This is a genomic window from Glycomyces dulcitolivorans, assembly GCF_003265355.1.
GTDB classification, from domain to species: domain Bacteria; phylum Actinomycetota; class Actinomycetes; order Mycobacteriales; family Micromonosporaceae; genus Glycomyces; species Glycomyces dulcitolivorans.
On the sequence record NZ_QFRW01000312.1, the window covers coordinates 1 to 17,344 of the forward strand.

Genomic DNA, 17,344 nt, shown 5'->3' on the forward strand with positions numbered 1-17,344 from the left:
CAGGAACCGCCCGGCCTCGCGCGCGTCGAGCTGGCGCAGCTCGACCGGGTGCGCGCCCTGCGCGAGGAGCCCGTAGAGGCGGTCGCGGCTGGTGACGACCGCGGCCGTGCCGGGCCCGCCCGGCAGGAGCGGGCGCGCCTGCGCGGCGTCGCGGGCGTTGTCGAGGACGATGAGGACCCGCTTGTCCGCCACCAGGCTCCGGTACAGGCCGAACTGCGCGTCCGGTTCCTTCGGGACCGACCCCGGCGGCACGCCGAGGGCGCTCAGGAACGCCCGGACGGCCTCGCCCGGCTCCGTCGGCTGCCCCATCGGGTCGAAGCCGCGCAGATTGACGTAGAGCTGGCCGTCGGGGAAGCGCCCGGACACGCGGTGCGCCCAGTGGACGGCGAAGGAGGTCTTGCCGACCCCGGCGGTCCCGGACACCGCCGCCACCACCGCGGCCCCCGCATCCAGCAGTCCGTCGAGCTCGCCGAGTTCGGCTGCACGCCCGGTGAAGTGCACCGGGGCGGCGGGCAGTTGGCGCGGCACCGTCCGCGCGGTCGCCTCGGCGCGGGGCGAGGCGGGGCGCTGGAGTCCCGGGTCGGCGTCGAGGATCCGCCGGTGCAGCCGCTCCACCTCCGGCGAGGGCGCGATGCCGAGCTCGGCGTCCAGGAGGTGCTGGAGGCGCCGGTAGGCATCGAGCGCCTCGGCCTGCCGATCGGACCGGTACAGCCCGAGCATGAGGAGCCGCCACAGGCCTTCGCGCAGCGGGTGCGCGGCCGTCAGGTGCTCCAGTTCCGACACGTCGGCCGCTCCCAGGTCGAGCTCCGCGCCGAGGCACTGCTCGGTCACGTCGAGTCGCAGCCCGTCGAGCAGCCGCGCCCGCTCCCGGACCGCGGGCACGTCGACCCCGGCGAACGCCGCGCCCCTCCAGAGTCCGAGGCCCTCCCGGAACGCCGCGACCGCCTTCTCCGTCGCACCGTCCCGCAGTGCGGCGCGCCCTTCCGCCGACAGCGCCTCGAAGCGGTGCGCGTCGACCGTTCCGGAGGCGGCCTCCAGCGAGTATCCGCCGCCGCGGGAGCGCAGGGCCGCGCCGCCGTCGAGCCCGCGCAGCTCCTTGCGGACCTGGTACACGTACGCGCGCAGCGTGGCCGGGGCGCCGCTCGGCGGCCGTCCGGCCCAGAGCTGCTCGATCAGCCAGTCCCGCTCGCAGATGCGGTTCGCGCGGACCAGGAGCAGCGCCAGGAGCGCGCGCGGCTTGGATCCCGCCGGCGTCGCCGCCCGCCCGTCCACCACCAGTTCCATCGGCCCCAGTACCCGGAACCGCACCGTAGTCGCATCCATGACCCCTCGCAGGCCGTCCCTCGGCGACCTCTGGGGTCGACGCGAAAGCCCTTCCGCGACAACCGGACAGGTCGACAATGTGTGCGCACCACAGCACCGTCACGGTATCACCGCTCCCACCCGTGCGAACGCCGGTGGACGGCGTCGGAGCCTACTGTTCGGTACCTTTCACCTGGCGTCTCCCATCATTCGACGCCGTGTTCCCCGAACGAGGAGAGAGTGTTGCCCGCGCCCAGAAAATTCACGAGAGAGCGATTGCAGTCCACCGCCCTCGCCATCGTCGACGAGCACGGCCTGGCGAGCCTGACCATGCGCAGCCTCGCCGCCGAGCTCGGCACGGGCGCGATGACCATCTACAACTACGTCGACGGCCGCTCCGGCCTCGAATCGCTCGTGACCGAGGCGGTCATGATCCAGTCGACCTGGGAGGAACCCGAGAGCGGCGACTGGCGCGACGCCGTCGCCGCCGTCGCCGAGGGCGTGCTCCTGGCCGTCCGCGACCACCCGAACGCCATCCCGCTCATGCTCGCCCGTGGTGCCCTCCACGAGTCGGCGCTGGCGCCCGCCGAGGCGATGCTCGCCGGGCTCCACCGCGGCGGCTACAGGGGCGCCGAGCTGCTGGTGGCGTTCCGCGTCGTCTCGGGGTTCGTCTCGGGCTTCGCGCAGGTCGAGCTGGCGGCCCCGCGGCCCGAGCCGGACCCGGGGCCCGGTCTCGACGAGGAGCGGTTCCCGAGACTCGCCGAGATCGGCGCCGCCGCAGGGGAATCGGACCCGGTGACCCGCTTCCGTGCCGGGCTGCGCCTCATCTTCAGAGGCCTGGAGCCGTAGCACCCTGGACGCCGCGGTCCCGACCCAGACCAGTGGGCCGGGACCGCGGCGTCGGGCCCCGGCACCGACGGCTTTCGGTGCGCGCACCGCCGGTGCCGAAGACGATCGGAGCCCGGTCGAACAGGTCGGCCACGCAGCCCCACCGACCGCTGGCGAACCCGTATACGTACTCCGTACGTGAACAATGCGATTAAACCACGTACGGAATCCAAGGGTGCCAACGGGATGGACGGTGAAAACCGCGAAAGCCCGAATCCGGGCATGAAAAAAGTGCCGCTAGTCGTACTAGCGGCACCTGAAGTGGTGCTCGATACTGGGATCGAACCAGTGACCCCTCGCGTGTGAAGCGAGTGCTCTCCCGCTGAGCTAATCGAGCGTGACGAGGCACAACTGTACCGGATTCGGTCTCGGCGGGCGTTGGTGGGGGGTTGGGGATTGCGCCGGTCACAGGTGGGCGGGCGCTTGACAGGGCTTGCCGAGGTTGATAGGTTTCGATGCGTTAAATCGTTTCAATTGGGGCCATGGTGCGTCCCCTCGGTTGCGCCGGGCCTCGAAGACGAGGAGCCCCTTCGGTGAATTCCCCTAGAAGATTTCGCAGGGCTGTGGCGGTGTCGCTGGTCGGTGTGCTGGCCGGCGCCGGGTTCACGGCTTCTGCGCAAGGTCATGGCGGCGGTGGCCATGACGATGAGATCCAGCTTGAGTACCTCGACCGCGGGCTCGTCGCGGCCGTGACCGAGGACGGTGTGTTCCTCAGTTGGCGGCTGCTGGCCGACGAGGTCACCGGTTATAACGATTCAGGTCTGACCGGGACCACCTTCAAGGTCTACCGGGACGGTCGGAAGATCGCAACGGTGACCGAGTCGACGAACTTCCTGGATACCTCGGGGGATCCGGGCTCTACCTACGAGGTCGTCGCCGTCAAGCGCGGGCCCGACGAGGTCTCGGACACCGTCTCTCCCTGGTCCGCCGGGTACCTGGACATTCCCTTGCAGAAGCCCGCCGACGGGGTCACGCCCGCCGGCGAGGCGTACACCTACAAGGCCAACGACATCAGCCCCGGCGACCTCGACGGGGACGGGGACTACGAGTACGTCGTCAAGTGGGACCCCTCGAACTCCAAGGACGTCTCGCAGGTCGGCTACACCGGCATCGTCTACCTCGACGCGTACACCCAGGAAGGCGAGCTGCTCTGGCGGATCGACCTCGGGGTGAACATCCGGGCCGGCGCGCACTACACCCAGTTCGACGTCTACGACTTCGACGGCGACGGCAAGTCCGAGGTCATGCTCAAGACCGCCCCCGGCACCAAGACCACCTCGTACGTCAAGGGCCGCGAGGAGTACATCACCCTGCCCCGTGACGACCGGCGCGCCGGGGTCACGCACCAGGACGACTACCGGATGTCGGCCGCGGACTACTACGACCACCTCGTGGAGGTCTTCCGCGGGTGGGACCAGCATCCTGAAGTTCTGAACGGGGACTGGCCCTCCACCATTGAGGCCGCCCTCGGGGCCGACGCCCAGTTCGACTTCGCCTATCCGTTGTCGCAGGCGGATGCGGAGACGCTCGCGGACTACTTCATCGACGTCTACGCGCCCTCCCGTTCCGCGCGGAACCAGCTGCGCAACTTCAACGGCTTCGTCGTCGACGGGCCCGAGTACCTCACGGTCTTCAACGGCCGCACCGGGCTTGAGATGGACACCATCGACTTCCCGGTCGAGCGCGGCGACGACGGGCTCCTGTGGGGCGACTACGCCATGGCGCGCATCGAGCCGGGCAACCGGGTCGACCGGTTCCTCTCCGGCGTGGCCTACCTCGACGGGGAGCACCCGTCGGCGATCTTCGCCCGCGGCTACTACACCCGCACCACGATCACGGCAATCGATTGGGACGGCCGGAACCTCGAACAGCGCTGGCAGGCCGACTCCGGGCACGCCCCGATGTCGAACCCGTTCAACGGCTCGCCGCACGGCGTCGAAGGACCGGACCCGGAGTGGGGGACCCTCACCACCCAGGGCGACCACTTCATGCAGGTCGCCGACGTCGACGGGGACGGCAGGCAGGAGATCATCTACGGGGCCGCGACCCTGGACGACGACGGTTCGCTGCTCTATTCGAGCTACGACACCATGCCCTCCGGGTCCGCCAACCCCGGCGCGCTCGCGAAGCTCGGGCACGGCGACGCCCTGCACGTCGGGGACTTCGACCCGAACCGTGAAGGGCTGGAGATCTTCTCGGTCTTCGAAGGCGGCGTCTGGGCGCCGTACGGGTACGCCATGCGCGACGCCGAGACCGGCGAGGTCCTGTGGGGCGGCTACACCGGCCGCGACACCGGGCGCGGGATGGTCGGGGACATCGATCCGTCGATTCCGGGCCTCGAGGCGTGGGCCGGGCTGCCGCCGGACCAGGCCGGGAACCCCGAGGGGCTGTTCACCGTGACGGGCGAGCCGATCGAGAGCGCGGCGCCCGGCACGAACATGAGCATCCGCTGGGACGCCGACCTGACCACGCAGCTCGTCCACGGCGCCGACGCGGCGACCGTGGAGGAGACGACCATCCGGGACTACCAGGACGGCGTGGTCCTCGATGCCGAAGGGACCCTGACCAACAACTACACCAAGGGCAACCCGGGCCTGGTCGCCGACGTGCTCGGGGACTGGCGCGAGGAGCTGCTGGTGCGGACCGCCGACTCCAGTGCGATCCGCGTGTTCCTCTCGACCGAGGTCACCGACCACAAGCTGTTCACGCTCATGCACGACCCGCAGTACCGGGTCGGGGTCGCGAACCAGCAGACCACCTACAACCAGCCGCAGTACACGAGCTTCTACCTGGCTTCGGACATGGACTTCGGCGCCGTAGCGGTGCCCGACTTCTACACGCCCGGCCGGCACTAGACGGAATACGAGGAGGCGGGGCCCGGAAGGGCCCCGCCTCCCTTTTGTACGGTGCCGTGGCCGAATTGAGACATGGGATGATACGAGGAATTCACCTGTAGGCCTTGCGTAGGTCCAGGTGTTGCGGTTGAGTGAATACCGCCCCATCATCCCGCCTCTGGCGCCCCGCGCCGCGGCGATTAAAGCATTGGAGCTACCCCGTGCAGTCCCTCAGACGGCGTGCCCGACTCGCGGCGGCGGCCGCGGGTGCGGTCATCATCGGCGCCTCCGGGTTCCTCTTCGCGTCCCAGGCCCAGGCCCAGGTGGACATCGTCCACATCGGCGCGGTGCAGGGCTCGATCGAAGACGGCGACACGAGCTTCGCGTCCCCCCTCGCCGGCCAGACCGTGTTCGTCCAGGGCGTGGTCACCCAGGAGACCCTCGACCCCTCCGGCAACAAGGGCTTCTTCGTCCAGGAGAAGACCGGCGCCACCGACGGCGACCCGAACTCCTCGGACGGCATCTTCGTCTTCAACAACCAGTACTCGACGCTGCGCACGCTTGCCGGTTCGCCCGCGCGCACCGAGCTGGGCGCCAACTGGACCGTGAACGTCGGCGACGAGATCGTCCTGCGCGGCGTGGTCGGCTCCTACTTCGGGAACATCCAGTTCTCCGGCGGCTCAGCCTACGTCTACGACCTGGTCGAGACCGGGCTGGACCCGCTCGCCGAGGTCGAGTCGGTCGAGATCGACCCGCCGGACAACGCCAAGTCCTCCACCGAGTACATGCGCCGCCACCTGGGCATGCAGATGACCGTCCCGGCCGACTCGGTGGTCACCGCCGGCCGCGACGTCTACTCCTCGGGCGGCGAGGTCTGGGCCATGCGCGGCGACAGCGAAGCGGCCCAGCAGGACGGCTACGCCGCCCGCGCCTACCGCGACGCGCACCCGCTCGACACGGTCGAGGGCGCGTTCGACGACGGCAACGGCTACCTGTTCGTCATCGGCGACCTGGGCCTGCGCGCCACCGAGGGCACGACCGAGACGATCATCGCCCCGGCGAAGACGTACGACGTGATCACCGAGGCCGCGACCGGCGGCATCTACCTGTCGTTCGCGAAGTACGCCGTCGAGGTCTCCGAGGACCTGGTCCTCGAAGGGGGCCTTGAGCCTGCCGAGAACGAGCCGGTCGAGGCCGCGGGCCGCAACGAGGCCTCGGTGGCCTCGTACAACATCGAGAACCTGTACGACACGCGCGACAACCCGAACTCCGGCTGCGACTTCACCGGGAACACCGGCTGCACCGACCCCGAGGACCCCGAGGGGAACGTCAGCCCGCCGTTCGACTACGTGCCCGCGACCTACGACGAGTACGAGGCGCAGCTCCAGCGCCAGGCCGCGCAGATCGTGGAGGACCTCAAGAGCCCGGCGATCCTCATGACCCAGGAGGGCGAGGCCCAGGACGTCTGCTCGGTCAACCCCGCGTGGACCAAGGACTCCGACCTCGGCCAGGACCGCCTCGTGTGCGACCTGGTCAACACCGGTGACGCGAACACCGGCGGCGACGGCGCCCCCGACTCCATCCAGGAGCTCGCGCTCGTCATCGCCGAGTACGGCGGCCCGACCTACAAGGCCGTCGGCGACCTCGACTCGGCCGACACGCGCGGCATCATGACCGGCTTCCTGTACCAGCCGAAGCTGGCCGGCCTGTCGAACGTGAAGTCGTGGGACCCGGTCTTCGGCGACTCGCCCGAGATCGACTACCCGACCGAGCCCGACGCGATCAACGCCGACGTGCAGAACCCGAAGGCCCTCAACGCGGCCCTGCCGCAAGAGGTCATCGACCAGTGCACGAACTCGGGCGTCTACGCCTGCAACGGCTACGACGTCTTCAGCCGCGCCGCGCAGGCCGCGAAGTTCTACTTCAAGGACAAGCACGGCCGGCCCGTCAGCGAGATCTTCCTGATCAACAACCACTTCTCGTCGAGCCCGAACACCCGCGTGCTGCACCGCACCGAGCAGGCCAACTACCTGGCGGCGATCAGCGCGGCGATCCTCGACAACAGCTGGAAGGCGAAGGTCCTCGCCGGCGGCGACCTCAACGTCTTCCCGCGCCCCGACGACCCGTTCGCCGAGGGCCAGGTCATCTCCGGGGACTGGACCGGCCCGTCCGACCAGCTCGCCGGGCTCTACGAGGACTCGGGGCTGTGCCCGCTGTACGACGTGATGGTGGAGGACCACCCGCAGGCGGCCTACTCCTACACGTACATGGGCCAGACGCAGACCCTCGACCAGATGTGGGCGTCCCCGCGCCTGCTGCGCGAGATCGAGTCCGCGGCGACCGCGCACATCAACTCGGACTACCCGGCCGACGCGTGGGACTTCGGCGAGGAGCCCGCGTACGGGCGCTACGGGGTCTCCGACCACGACCCGTCCGTCGTGGTGTTCGACATCAAGTAGCTAGGCGCGTATAACGAAAGGGCGGGGGTCCACGCAGATCCCCGCCCTTTCGGCACTTTGCATTCAGTTTTAGAGGAGGAAGAAGTGGTCTGCCTTAGACCAGCTTCTTCGCGTTCACGATGGCGTCGGCCAGCGCCTGGATCGACTTGGCGGCCAGGCCGTAGGAGTACATCGGCTCGGCGTCCCACGCCACGATCTGCCCCTCCTGGACGGCCGGGAGGGCGGTCCAGGTCGGGAACTCGGTGAGCGCGTCGGGCTGGAGGGCCTGGACGCGCGCGTCGAGGAAGAGGATGTCGGCGGGGTACTTGTCGGCGTTCTCCCACGAGAGGGACTCGAAGTAGGAGCCGGTGTCCGCGTCGAGGTTGTCGGGGACGACGAAGTTGACGCCGAGCTCGGTGAAGAAGCGCATGTCGTTGCCCATGGCCGGGTTCGAGGCGTAGAAGATCTCGGCGGCCGCGGAGCAGGCGAGGACGGTGACGGGATTGGCGGCGGCGGCCTCGGTGAGGGCCGCGACGGCGGCGTCGTACGCCTCCTTGTTCGCGGCGTTCTGCTCGGAGGCGAGGTCGGCGCCGAGGCTCTCGGCCAGTTCGGCGTGGCGGCCGATGATCTGGTCCTGGGTGTTGGCGCCGTCGTCGGCGCTGAGGGCGACGACCTCGGCGAGCCCGGTGATGTTCTCCTGGGACTCGGCGGGGATGTACCAGAGGGTCGCCGGGTCGTAGTAGAAGTGCGTGAGCAGGACCTCGGGGCCCCAGGTGGCGTAGGCCTCGACGTCGAACTCGCCGTAGGTGTTGCCGAAGACTTCGAGGTCGGCGACGGGGAGGTTCCCGGCCTGGCCGGTGGGGGAGCCGTCCTCGTTGGTGGTGGGGCCGAAGACGGCCGGGACCTCGACGCCGAAGTCGTACAGGGCGGCGGCCATGCCGGTGTACGCCACGAGCTTGGTGGGGACGTGGTCGAGCTCGGAGGTGACGGGCTGGTCGTCGGTGAACTTCCAGGGGCCGGTCGACTCCTCGGTCGAGTCGGCGTCGTCATCGCCGCCGCCGCAGGCGGCGAGCGCGCCCGTCAGACCGAGGGCGCCGCAGCCCGCGAGCAGGCCGCGGCGGCCGAACTTTACCTTGTCGGCATCGAAAGCCATGTGTTTTTCTCCTTCGTGAAGGGGCGGGGGGCCGGACTGAGCGGTCGGAATGGGCAACGCCCGGCCGAACCGAGGTTAGGCTAGCCTAACCAGATTCCGACCCCCTGACCTGGGGCCTTCACGTGGCGTCAGCCACTAGAGCGGCTGCGCGGCCGTCAGCCCCTCGGCGATCCTCTCCAGCTCCACGGCCCCGCCGACGTGCGAATACACCGGCTCGGCGTTCCAGCCGTAGACCTGCCCGGCCGCCACCGCGGGGAGCGCGGCCCAGGTCGGCTGCTCGGCGAGGAGCTGCTCGGCGGTGAGGTTGCCGGTGCGCAGGTCCAGGAAGATCACGTCGGCCTCGTACTTGTCGACGTTCTCCCAGGACAGGAGCTCCCAGTAGTTGTTCTGATCGGGGTTCTCGGGCGTCACGAAGTCCACGCCGAGCTCGGCGCTCTTGGCGAGCAGGTTGAACGTGGGCGGGTTGGCGATGTAGAGCCCGTCGGGCCACGCGCCCACGGCGACGGCCTTGAGGGCCTTCTCGCCGGACGCGGCGGCCACGGCCCCGGCGGCGGCGCCGAAGCGCTCCACGGCCGCGGCGTTCTCCTCCGAGTCCAGATCCGCGCCGAGCGCGACGGCAAGGGCCGCATGGCGGTCGATGATCTCGTCGAGGCTCGGCAGCGACACCTCGATGCCGATGCCCGGGGCGAGCGACTCGACCTCTTCGAGCCGGTCCTCGGGCACGAACCACAGGTCGAAGCCGTCGTAGTAGTGGGAGACGATGAGCTCGGGGCCGAGCTCGGCGTACTTCTCGACGTCGAACTCGCCCCAGGCGTTGCCCAGGACCGTCAGGTCCGCCACCGGCATCCGCCCGGCCTGGAGGTCGGGCTGCCCGTCGGCGAGGGTGGTCGGCCCGAAGACCGCCGCGACCTCGACCCCGTAGTCGTACAGGGCCGCGGCGAGACCGGTGAACGCGACGACCTTGGTCGGGACCGACTCCAGCTCGACGTCCTCCCCGTCGCGCTCGTCGAGGAACGAGAACGGACCGGAGGCGCCGCCGGTCCCCTCGGGGTCCTCCTCCGCGCCGTCGGTGCAGGCGGCGAGCAGGGAGGCGGCGCCGAGTGTGCCGGTGGCGGCGAGGAGGCGGCGGCGGGAGAGGGCGGGATACGCGCGGAGTGGCACGGCGAACTCCTTCGGGGGTGATCGGTCATGGCGGGGTGGGCGATGGTTAGGTTAGCCTAAACAAAACCGCAGCCACTATCCCGCCGGAGTCCGCACTTGTCAACCGCGCACCGCGCCCCCGACCTGGCCCAGCCGCTCGCGGCGGGCCGCGCTTCCGTCGGGGCCGCAAGCGAACCGGTCCCGCGCAGGCGCACCGGACGCCGCGTCACCGGACTGCTCGTCCTCGTCGCCGCCATCGCCGTCCTGACGGTCCTCTCCGTCGCCCTCGGCGCCCGCGCGATGGACCTCGGCGAAGTCTGGGCCGGCCTCACCGACCCGGCCTCGAACGCCTACCCCGTCGTCACCGAGCTGCGCCTGCCCCGCACCGCCCTCGGCCTCGCCGCCGGCGCCGCGCTCGGCCTCGCCGGGGCCCTCATGCAGGCCATGACCCGCAACCCCCTCGCCGACCCCGGCCTCCTCGGCGTCAACACCGGCGCGGCCGCTGCGGTCGTCACCGCCGCTTACTTCCTCGGCTTCTCCAGCTTCACGCAGACCATCATGTTCGCGTTCCTCGGCGCGGCGGTCGCCTCGGTCGCCACCTACCTCATCGCGGGCGCCGCCACCGCGACCCCGGCGCGCCTCGCGCTGGCGGGCGCGGCCGTCACCGCCGCCGGGTACGCGTACGTCTCGGCGATCCAGCTCATGGACGCCGCCTCCCTGGAGACCATGCGGTTCTGGTCGGTCGGGTCCCTCGTCAACGCCCACACCGTGCCGATCGTCCCGGTCGCGACCCTCATCGGCTTCGCGAGCGTCGTCGGCATCCTCCTGGCCCGGCCCCTGAACGCGCTGGCGCTCGGGGACGCGACCGCGACCGGCCTCGGCGTCGACCCGCGCGTGTTGCGCGTCGCGGGGATCGCGGCGATCACGGTCCTGGCCGGGACCGCGACGGCCGTGTGCGGCCCGATCGTGTTCGTCGGCCTGGTCGTCCCGCACGTGGTGCGGGCCTTCACCGGGCCCGACCAGAACTGGGTCCTGCCGTACTCGATGCTCACCGGCGCGGCGTTCCTGCTCCTGACCGACGTCATCGGCCGCGTCGCCGCGCGCCCGGCGGAAGTCCAGGTCGGCATCGTCTGCGCCGTCGTCGGCGGGCCGTTCTTCATCTACCTCGTCAGCCGCAGGAAGGTGGCCCGGCTATGACCGTCCTTCGCTTGGGCGGCTACTCGATCCGCCTGCGCCACCGCGTCCTCGCCGCGGTCCTCGGCTCCCTGGCCGCGCTCATCGCCCTCGCCATGTGGTCGGCCGCGACCGGCTCCACTTCCCTTGGGCTCGAACGGGTCTGGTACGCGCTCATCGGCGAGGGCACCAAGGGAGACGAGTTCATCCTGTGGACGCTGCGCCTGCCGCGCCTGGCGACCGGCCTCGCCGTCGGCGCGTGCATGGGCCTGGCCGGGGCCCTGTTCCAGAACCTCACCCGCAACCCCCTCGGCAGCCCCGACCTGCTCGGCCTCACCCAGGGCGCCACCACCGGCGCGCTCATCGCGATCATCGTCACCGGCTCCTCCTTGCAGGTCACCACCGTCCTCGCCGCGGTCGGCTCGCTCGCGACGGGCCTGCTCATCTGGGCCCTGACGCGCGGCGGCGACCCCTCGGGATACCGGCTCATCCTCGTCGGCATCGGCGTCTCGGCGATCCTCGCCGGGATCAACGGATACCTGCTCACCCGCACCACGATCATCGACGCGTTCCGGGCCGTCTACTGGCTCACCGGCGACCTCTCCGGCCGCGACTTCGGCCAGGCCGCCGCGGTCGGGATCATCCTCGCCGCAGGCATTCTCGTCATCGCGCTCCTCTCCCGCGGCCTCGACTCGCTGCGCCTCGGGGAGGCCACCGCGACCGGACTCGGCGTCCGCGTCGGCGCGACCCGCGTGACCGCCCTGGTCACCGCCTCGGTCCTCACCGCCGGGGCCGTCGCCGTCGCCGGGCCCCTCGCGTTCGTCGCCCTCGCCGCGCCCCACATCGCCGCCCGCCTGACCGGGTCCTCCCGCAGCTTCCTGGTCTCGGCGCTCGTCGGCGCGCTCATCGTGACGGCCGCCGACATGATCGCCGTCGCCGGCGTCGGCGACCGCCAACTGCCCACCGGCGTCGTCACCGGCGTCGTCGGCGGCGCCTACCTCATCTGGCTGCTCATCGCCCACCGCAAGAAGGGGGTCCTGTCGTGACCGCAAGCCCGCTCGCCGCACGCGAGGCCACGCTCGGCTACGGCCGCACCGTCATCAGCGCGGACCTCACCGTCGACATCCCCGAAGGGGAGTTCACGGTCATCATGGGCCCCAACGCCTGCGGGAAGTCCACCCTCCTCAAGGCTTTGGCGCGCATGCTCAAGCCCTCGACCGGGACGGTCCTCCTCGACGGCCGGGACATCCACTCCCAGCCCACGCGCGCCGTCGCCCGCCGCCTCGGCCTGCTGCCGCAGTCGCCGACCGCCCCCGACGGCATCACCGTCGCCGACCTCGTCGCCCGCGGCCGCTACCCCCACCAGGGCATCCTCAAGCAGTGGTCGGCCGACGACGAGCGCGTCGTCGCCGAGGCCATGGAGGCCACCGACATCCGCGACCTCGCGTCCCGCGGCGTCGACGAGCTCTCCGGCGGCCAGCGCCAGCGCGTGTGGATCGCGATGGTCCTCGCCCAGCAGACGCCGCTGCTCCTGCTCGACGAGCCCACCACGTACCTCGACATCACGCACCAGATCGAGGTCCTCGACCTGTGCGCGAAGCTCCACCGCGAGGGCCGCACCCTCGTGGCGGTCCTCCACGACCTCAACCAGGCCGCGCGCTACGCCACGCACCTCATCGCGATGCGCGAGGGCGCGGTCGTCGCCGAGGGGCCCCCGGCCGACATCGTGACCGCCGAGAACGTCGAGCGGGTCTTCGACCTGCCGTGCCGGATCATCGACGACCCCGAATCCGGGACGCCCCTGGTCATTCCGAAGGCGCTGGCCTCAGCGCCCCGGTAGCCCGTGCTTCGAGGGCGAGCGCGGCGATGAGGACGACCACGATGGCCGCCAACTGGAGTGCGGTGTTGACCAGGCCGACCGGCGCGAGCGCCAGCACGACCACGGCCAGGACGACCCGCTCCCAGGGCCTGGGCAGGCCCATCGCCAGGCGCAGTCCGGCCGTCCCGAGCATGAACGCCGCGACGCCGCCCGACAGCAGCCAGGTCGACTCGGCGTCCAAGGGGTCCAAGGCATGTCCGACCGCGTGCTTGACGCCCGCGGCGGCCACGAGGATGCCGATGAGGATCGGGATGAACGAGTAGGACAGCCCCGCGAGGACTTTCCGGACCCGCTTGACGGAGTCCGTGGTCGCGGCGAGCGCGTGCTCGGTGGCCGGCATGTCGCGCACGAACAGCGACCACCACATGCACGCGGCGATCGCGAGCCCGAGGACGGCGGCGATGAGCAGGTCGGCGTCGATCGGCAGCCCCTTGGCGCCGATCCCGATGGCCACCACCGATTCGCCGAGGGCGACGATCACGACCAGGCCGTGGCGTTCGGTGATGTGCGCGGGGTGCAGGTTGAGCCCGCGCTGGCCGTGCCAGATCGGCACCGACCACACGATCACCGAGGCCAGGGCCCAGAACGCGTAGCGCCAGGCCCCTTCGGGTCCGAGTTCGGCGGCGAACACGGCCGCGACCGCGGCGAGGTTGGCGATGAACACCGGCCCGAACGCGCGGGCGGCCTGGAGGTACATGAGGCCGTGCACGAGGACCACGGCGAGCATCCCGACGGCGATCCACACGCTGCCGCTCTCGAACGCGGCCGGCACCGTCAGGGCGACGACGAGCCAGCCGGCCATGGCGCACAGCAGCAGGATCCGCCGCGCCGGGCGCTGGGGCGGGATGACGTTCGTCAGCCACGAGTAGCCCGCGTACATCCACCACAGGAACCCGAACATGAGCACGGTCTGGAGCAGGCCGACGAGCGGGTCGTGGGCGATGATCGCGGTGAACTGCGCGACGGTGAAGACGAAGATCAGGTCGAAGAACAGTTCCAAGGCGGAGACCGGCAGGTCGTCCTCGTCGGGCACGGGGTTGATGCGCTCGACGAACCAGTCGGGGAGGAGTCGTGTCACGAGACCAGAGCTTAGTCGCACGCCTGTCCTAGGCCCGAGTCCCGCCTCCGCCCCGCCGGTGTTCCGCCTTGAACCCGGCGCCTCCGGTCAACAGAATGGTCGTGACCTGCGCGGCCCTCGGCCCGCGACCTCGTTCAACGATCCTGGAGTCACGCATGACCGCACTCGACCGCCGGCAGTTCACCCGGTCGCTCCTCGCCGTCCCCGCCGCCGCCCTGGTCGGCACCGGACTCGGGGCGCTCGCCCCCGCGGCGGCCTCGGCCGCCGCGGGCTGGGAGACGCAGTTCCTTGCGGGCCAGGCGAACGGCGAGCTCAAGCACCGCTGGCGGCGGGTCGACGGATCGATGGGTCCGGCCTGGGACCCGGTCGACACGCCCGGCGGGACGCTGTACCGCGTCTCCTGCGTCGGCGTTGCCGAGGACCTCCACGTCGTCGCGACGCTCAACAGCGGGACTCCGGACTACGGCGTCCGGCACGGCGCCGACGACTCCTGGACGGAGTTCGCGCCGATCCCCTCCCTCGGAGGCCCCACCGCGGGCGCCGTCCATGTCGCGGTGACCGCGCTCGACGGCGAGCTGCAGATCTTCGGCGCCGACGAGGCCGGCACCACCCTGTACCACACCGTCCGCGGCGTGCAGGGCGCCTGGCAGCTCCGCTGGAAGGCGCTCCGCAATTTCGGGCGCATCACCCAGATCGCCACCACCCGCGTCGGCACCACGATCGACACCGCCGTCGTCGCCGACGGCAAACTGCTCCACGCCATCCGCAAATCGGACGGGACCTGGACCGGCTGGGGCAACATCGAGAGCGCGGCCGGCGACATCGAGAACCTGCTCCACGTCGCGCTGGCGGGCATCGGCTCGCAGCTCCACGTCCTGGCGGTGAGCGGCTCCGGCGACGTCTACCACGCCATCCGCAAGGCCGACGCCACCTGGCAGGCGTTCAAGAAGGTTGGTGTCTTCAACAACTACTCGCCGTTCGTCGTCAGCGCCGCCAACGTCGCGGGCGAGTTGCAGGTCGGGATCATCGACCTCGCCACCTCCGGCCAGGTCGTCAGGTACTCGATCCGCCGCACCGACGGGACTTGGACGACGGTCAGCACCGTCTCCGCCTCCGGCCTCACCGACGACCCCGGGACCCTGGCGATCGCCGGCACCACGGTGGCTTAGGGCGCCTTGCTATTCGAGGTGCGCGACCGGCAGGCGCACTTCGATCGCGGTCCCCTGGCCCTCTTCGCTGTCGAGGCTGATCCGGCCGCCGTGGGAGGCCACGATCGAGGACACGATGGACAGTCCGAGGCCGGAGCCGCCGGTGGCGCGCGAGCGCGACGGGTCGGCCCGGTAGAACCGGTCGAAGACCTTCTGGCGGTGCTCGGCCGGGATGCCCGGCCCGCGGTCGGCGATGCGCAGGACGGCCCAGTCGCCGTCGGTCGCGACGGAGACGTCGATCGCGGTGCCCGCGGGGGTGTGGACGCGGGCGTTGGTCAGCAGGTTCACCAGGACCTGGCGCAGTTGTCCCTCGTTGGCCACCACCGTGACCGCCTTGGCCGCGGTGAGGCCGACCGGGTGTGTCGAGTCCGCGACCTCGGCGTCGTCGACCGCGTCCTGCGCGAGCTGGGCCAGCTCGACCAGCTCGCGGTCGCCGCCGACCTCCTCGTCGAGGCGCGAGAGGACCATGAGGTCGTCGACGAGCTTCGCGAGGCGCGCGTTCTCGGAGCCGATCCGGTCCATCGCGCGGTCGAGCTTCTCGCCCTGCGCCGCAGCGCCGTTCTGGTACAGCTGCACGTAGCCGCCGATGGCGGTCAGCGGCGTCCGCAGCTCGTGCCCGGCGTCGGCCACGAATTGCCGCAGCCGCTCGTGCTGGCGGTCCCGCTGCGTGATCGCATCGGTCAGGCGTGACACCATCCGGTTGAGCGCCAAGGAGAGGCGGCCCATCTCGGTGCGCGGGTCGGCGACCGAGATGTTGTGGTCGAGGCGGCCCGACGCGACGGTCTCGGCGTCGGCGACCATGTGGTCGACCACGCGCAGGCCGCGCCGGGTGATGATCCACGCGGCGAGGATGCCCATGATCGCCACGAGCGCGCCGGTGATGATGACGGTGCTCGTGAGCGTCGAGATCGACGCCTGCACCTCGGTCAGCGGTGTGGCCACGACGAACGTGTAGATGCCGGTGCCGTCGGTGAACTGCTTCGCGTAGGCGCGGTAGGTCACGGCGCCGTCGGCGGAGGCGACGTTGAAGTACACGTCGGACTCGGGGGTCGAGGAGATGTCCGGCAGCGGCTCGGGGTCGTCGGCGGTGCCGGCCTGCTGCTCGGCCACGATCTCGCCGTCCGCATTGAACAGCAGCAGCGCGTACGGCGAGACCAGGCCCCGCCCGTCCGGACCGGAGCTGGCGTCGGCGCCGCCGCCGAGGGAGTCGACCGAGTTCATCCAGATGGTGAGGTTGTTCTCGTTGACGGCCTTGCGAAGCTGGTCGTCGACCTGGACCGTGAGCTTGTCGGACACGATCTGCACGGTCACGAAGCCGATCACGGCCACGGCGATGATGAGCAGGACCGCCATGGCCGCGGCGATCTTGGTCCTGATCGCCACGGCTACTCCTGCGGCGGGCGCAGCATGTAGCCGACGCCGCGCACGGTGTGGATCAGGCGGGGGCCGAGCTTGTCGAGCTTGCGGCGCAGGTAGAACACGTACGTCTCGGCCAGGCTCGACTCGGTCTCGAAGTCGTAGCCCCACACCTGCTTCAAAAGCTCCGATTTGGACACCACGCGGCCGGCGTTCGCCGCCAGGTAGCGCAGGAGCCGGAACTCGGTGGGGGACAGGTCGATCGTCTTGCCGTCCCGCGTCACCTGGTGCGCGGCCAGGTCCAGGATGAGGTCGGCGACCGAGACCGTGTCGGCGGCCTGGCCGGTGGTCGCCTCGCGGCCGATCGTGCGGCGCAGGACCGCCGAGACGCGCAGCGACAGCTCCTCCAGGCGGAACGGCTTCATCAGGTAGTCGTCGCCGCCGGAGCCGAACCCGTCGCGCAGGTCGTCGGGGGCCGTGCGGGCGGTCAGGAAGATGATCGGGGTCGCGTCGCCGGAGGCGCGCATGCGGTCGGCCACGCCGAAGCCGTCGAGTCCCGGCATGTTCACGTCGAGGATGACCAGGTCGGGGCGCACCGACTCCACGGCCGTCAGCGCCTCGGTGCCCGAGCGCGCCGCGGTCACGGTGTAGCCCTGGAACGAGAGGGCTTCGACCAGCAGGTCTGCCAGGCTCTCCTCGTCATCGACGACCAGGAGTCGCGCCGGGGACCCGTCGCCCCGGAGCGGCACCGCAGGCGGTACGGCACCGGCTGGCCCGCTGGTCGAAGTCATCCACCGCTCCTAAGTACTCGTGCAAGTCGTCTGTCGGTTGCCCAGCGTATTCCACCGTTTGCGGCGCTGACAGGGTTCACGACCGTTTCCAGGCGACTTCCGCA

13 protein-coding genes and 1 tRNA gene are annotated in these 17,344 nt (G+C 70.8%); 7 read left to right on the forward strand and 7 right to left on the reverse strand.

Features of this window, described 5'->3' with window-relative positions; all coding sequences use genetic code 11:
* The coding region (locus DI269_RS22270) for an AfsR/SARP family transcriptional regulator (RefSeq protein WP_232822864.1) at positions 1-1,284 on the reverse strand (1,284 nt) is incomplete at its 3' end.
* Between the two features lie 294 nt (positions 1,285-1,578).
* Here DI269_RS22270 and DI269_RS22275 point away from each other — a divergent pair.
* On the forward strand, positions 1,579-2,151 hold the full coding sequence (locus DI269_RS22275) for a TetR/AcrR family transcriptional regulator (protein WP_198667638.1): 573 nt from the start codon (positions 1,579-1,581) through the stop codon (positions 2,149-2,151).
* Positions 2,152-2,452: 301 nt separating this feature from the next.
* Here the strand turns inward: DI269_RS22275 and DI269_RS22280 are convergent.
* Positions 2,453-2,527 (reverse strand) — tRNA-Val (locus DI269_RS22280).
* A 196-nt stretch (positions 2,528-2,723) separates the two neighbouring features.
* Between DI269_RS22280 and DI269_RS28725 the strand changes: the two genes are divergently transcribed.
* Together DI269_RS28725 and DI269_RS22290 are read left to right on the forward strand one after the other, a co-directional pair.
* A complete protein-coding gene (locus tag DI269_RS28725; protein WP_112139992.1) occupies positions 2,724-5,045 on the forward strand; it encodes a rhamnogalacturonan lyase in 2,322 nt (773 codons plus the stop codon).
* Positions 5,046-5,245: 200 nt separating this feature from the next.
* A complete protein-coding gene (locus DI269_RS22290) occupies positions 5,246-7,483 on the forward strand; it encodes a hypothetical protein (RefSeq protein WP_112139994.1) in 2,238 nt (745 codons plus the stop codon).
* Between the two features lie 94 nt (positions 7,484-7,577).
* Here the strand turns inward: DI269_RS22290 and DI269_RS22295 are convergent, their stop codons facing one another.
* A complete protein-coding gene (locus DI269_RS22295) occupies positions 7,578-8,615 on the reverse strand; it encodes an ABC transporter substrate-binding protein (RefSeq protein ID WP_112139997.1) in 1,038 nt (345 codons plus the stop codon).
* A gap of 135 nt (positions 8,616-8,750) precedes the next feature.
* Positions 8,751-9,776, reverse strand: coding sequence for an ABC transporter substrate-binding protein (locus DI269_RS22300; protein WP_112139999.1), 1,026 nt, complete (start codon positions 9,774-9,776; stop codon positions 8,751-8,753).
* Positions 9,777-9,872: 96 nt separating this feature from the next.
* Between DI269_RS22300 and DI269_RS22305 the strand changes: the two genes are divergently transcribed.
* From DI269_RS22305 to DI269_RS22315, 3 genes are read left to right on the forward strand one after another with little or no spacing between them, the layout of a single operon-like run.
* Positions 9,873-10,952, forward strand: coding sequence for a FecCD family ABC transporter permease (locus DI269_RS22305; protein ID WP_232822865.1), 1,080 nt, complete (start codon positions 9,873-9,875; stop codon positions 10,950-10,952).
* Positions 10,949-11,974, forward strand: a complete 1,026-nt coding sequence (locus tag DI269_RS22310; RefSeq protein WP_112140002.1) for a FecCD family ABC transporter permease — start codon at positions 10,949-10,951, stop codon at positions 11,972-11,974. Before DI269_RS22305 ends, DI269_RS22310 begins: the two co-directional genes overlap by 4 nt.
* Positions 11,971-12,768 carry an ABC transporter ATP-binding protein gene (locus DI269_RS22315; RefSeq protein ID WP_198667640.1) on the forward strand — a complete coding sequence of 266 codons (798 nt, stop codon included), beginning with the start codon at positions 11,971-11,973 and terminating at the stop codon, positions 12,766-12,768. Before DI269_RS22310 ends, DI269_RS22315 begins: the two co-directional genes overlap by 4 nt.
* Here DI269_RS22315 and DI269_RS22320 read toward each other — a convergent pair.
* A complete protein-coding gene (locus DI269_RS22320) occupies positions 12,734-13,885 on the reverse strand; it encodes a low temperature requirement protein A (RefSeq protein WP_157975160.1) in 1,152 nt (383 codons plus the stop codon). The genes DI269_RS22315 and DI269_RS22320 overlap by 35 nt on opposite strands.
* 155 nt (positions 13,886-14,040) lie before the next feature.
* Here DI269_RS22320 and DI269_RS22325 point away from each other — a divergent pair, with 155 nt between their 5' ends.
* Entirely contained in the window at positions 14,041-15,054 is a 1,014-nt protein-coding gene (locus DI269_RS22325; protein ID WP_112140006.1) for a hypothetical protein, read from the forward strand.
* A gap of 9 nt (positions 15,055-15,063) precedes the next feature.
* On the opposite strand, the gene DI269_RS22330 is transcribed toward DI269_RS22325, so the two are convergent.
* The gene (locus tag DI269_RS22330; RefSeq protein ID WP_112140009.1) at positions 15,064-16,476 is read right to left on the reverse strand and encodes a sensor histidine kinase; all 1,413 of its coding nucleotides are present in this window, start codon (positions 16,474-16,476) and stop codon (positions 15,064-15,066) included.
* 2 nt (positions 16,477-16,478) lie between these two features.
* Entirely contained in the window at positions 16,479-17,240 is a 762-nt protein-coding gene (locus tag DI269_RS22335; protein ID WP_112140011.1) for a response regulator transcription factor, read from the reverse strand.
* Positions 17,241-17,344: the final 104 nt, after the last annotated feature.

Coding starts and splice junctions, on each gene's coding strand:
- DI269_RS22295 (WP_112139997.1), bottom strand. CDS start 8,615: ATGGCTTTCGATGCCGACAAGGTAAAGTTCGGCCGCCGCGGCCTGCTC.
- DI269_RS22310 (WP_112140002.1), top strand. CDS start 10,949: ATGACCGTCCTTCGCTTGGGCGGCTACTCGATCCGCCTGCGCCACCGC.
- DI269_RS22325 (WP_112140006.1), top strand. CDS start 14,041: ATGACCGCACTCGACCGCCGGCAGTTCACCCGGTCGCTCCTCGCCGTC.
- DI269_RS22335 (WP_112140011.1), bottom strand. CDS start 17,240: ATGACTTCGACCAGCGGGCCAGCCGGTGCCGTACCGCCTGCGGTGCCG.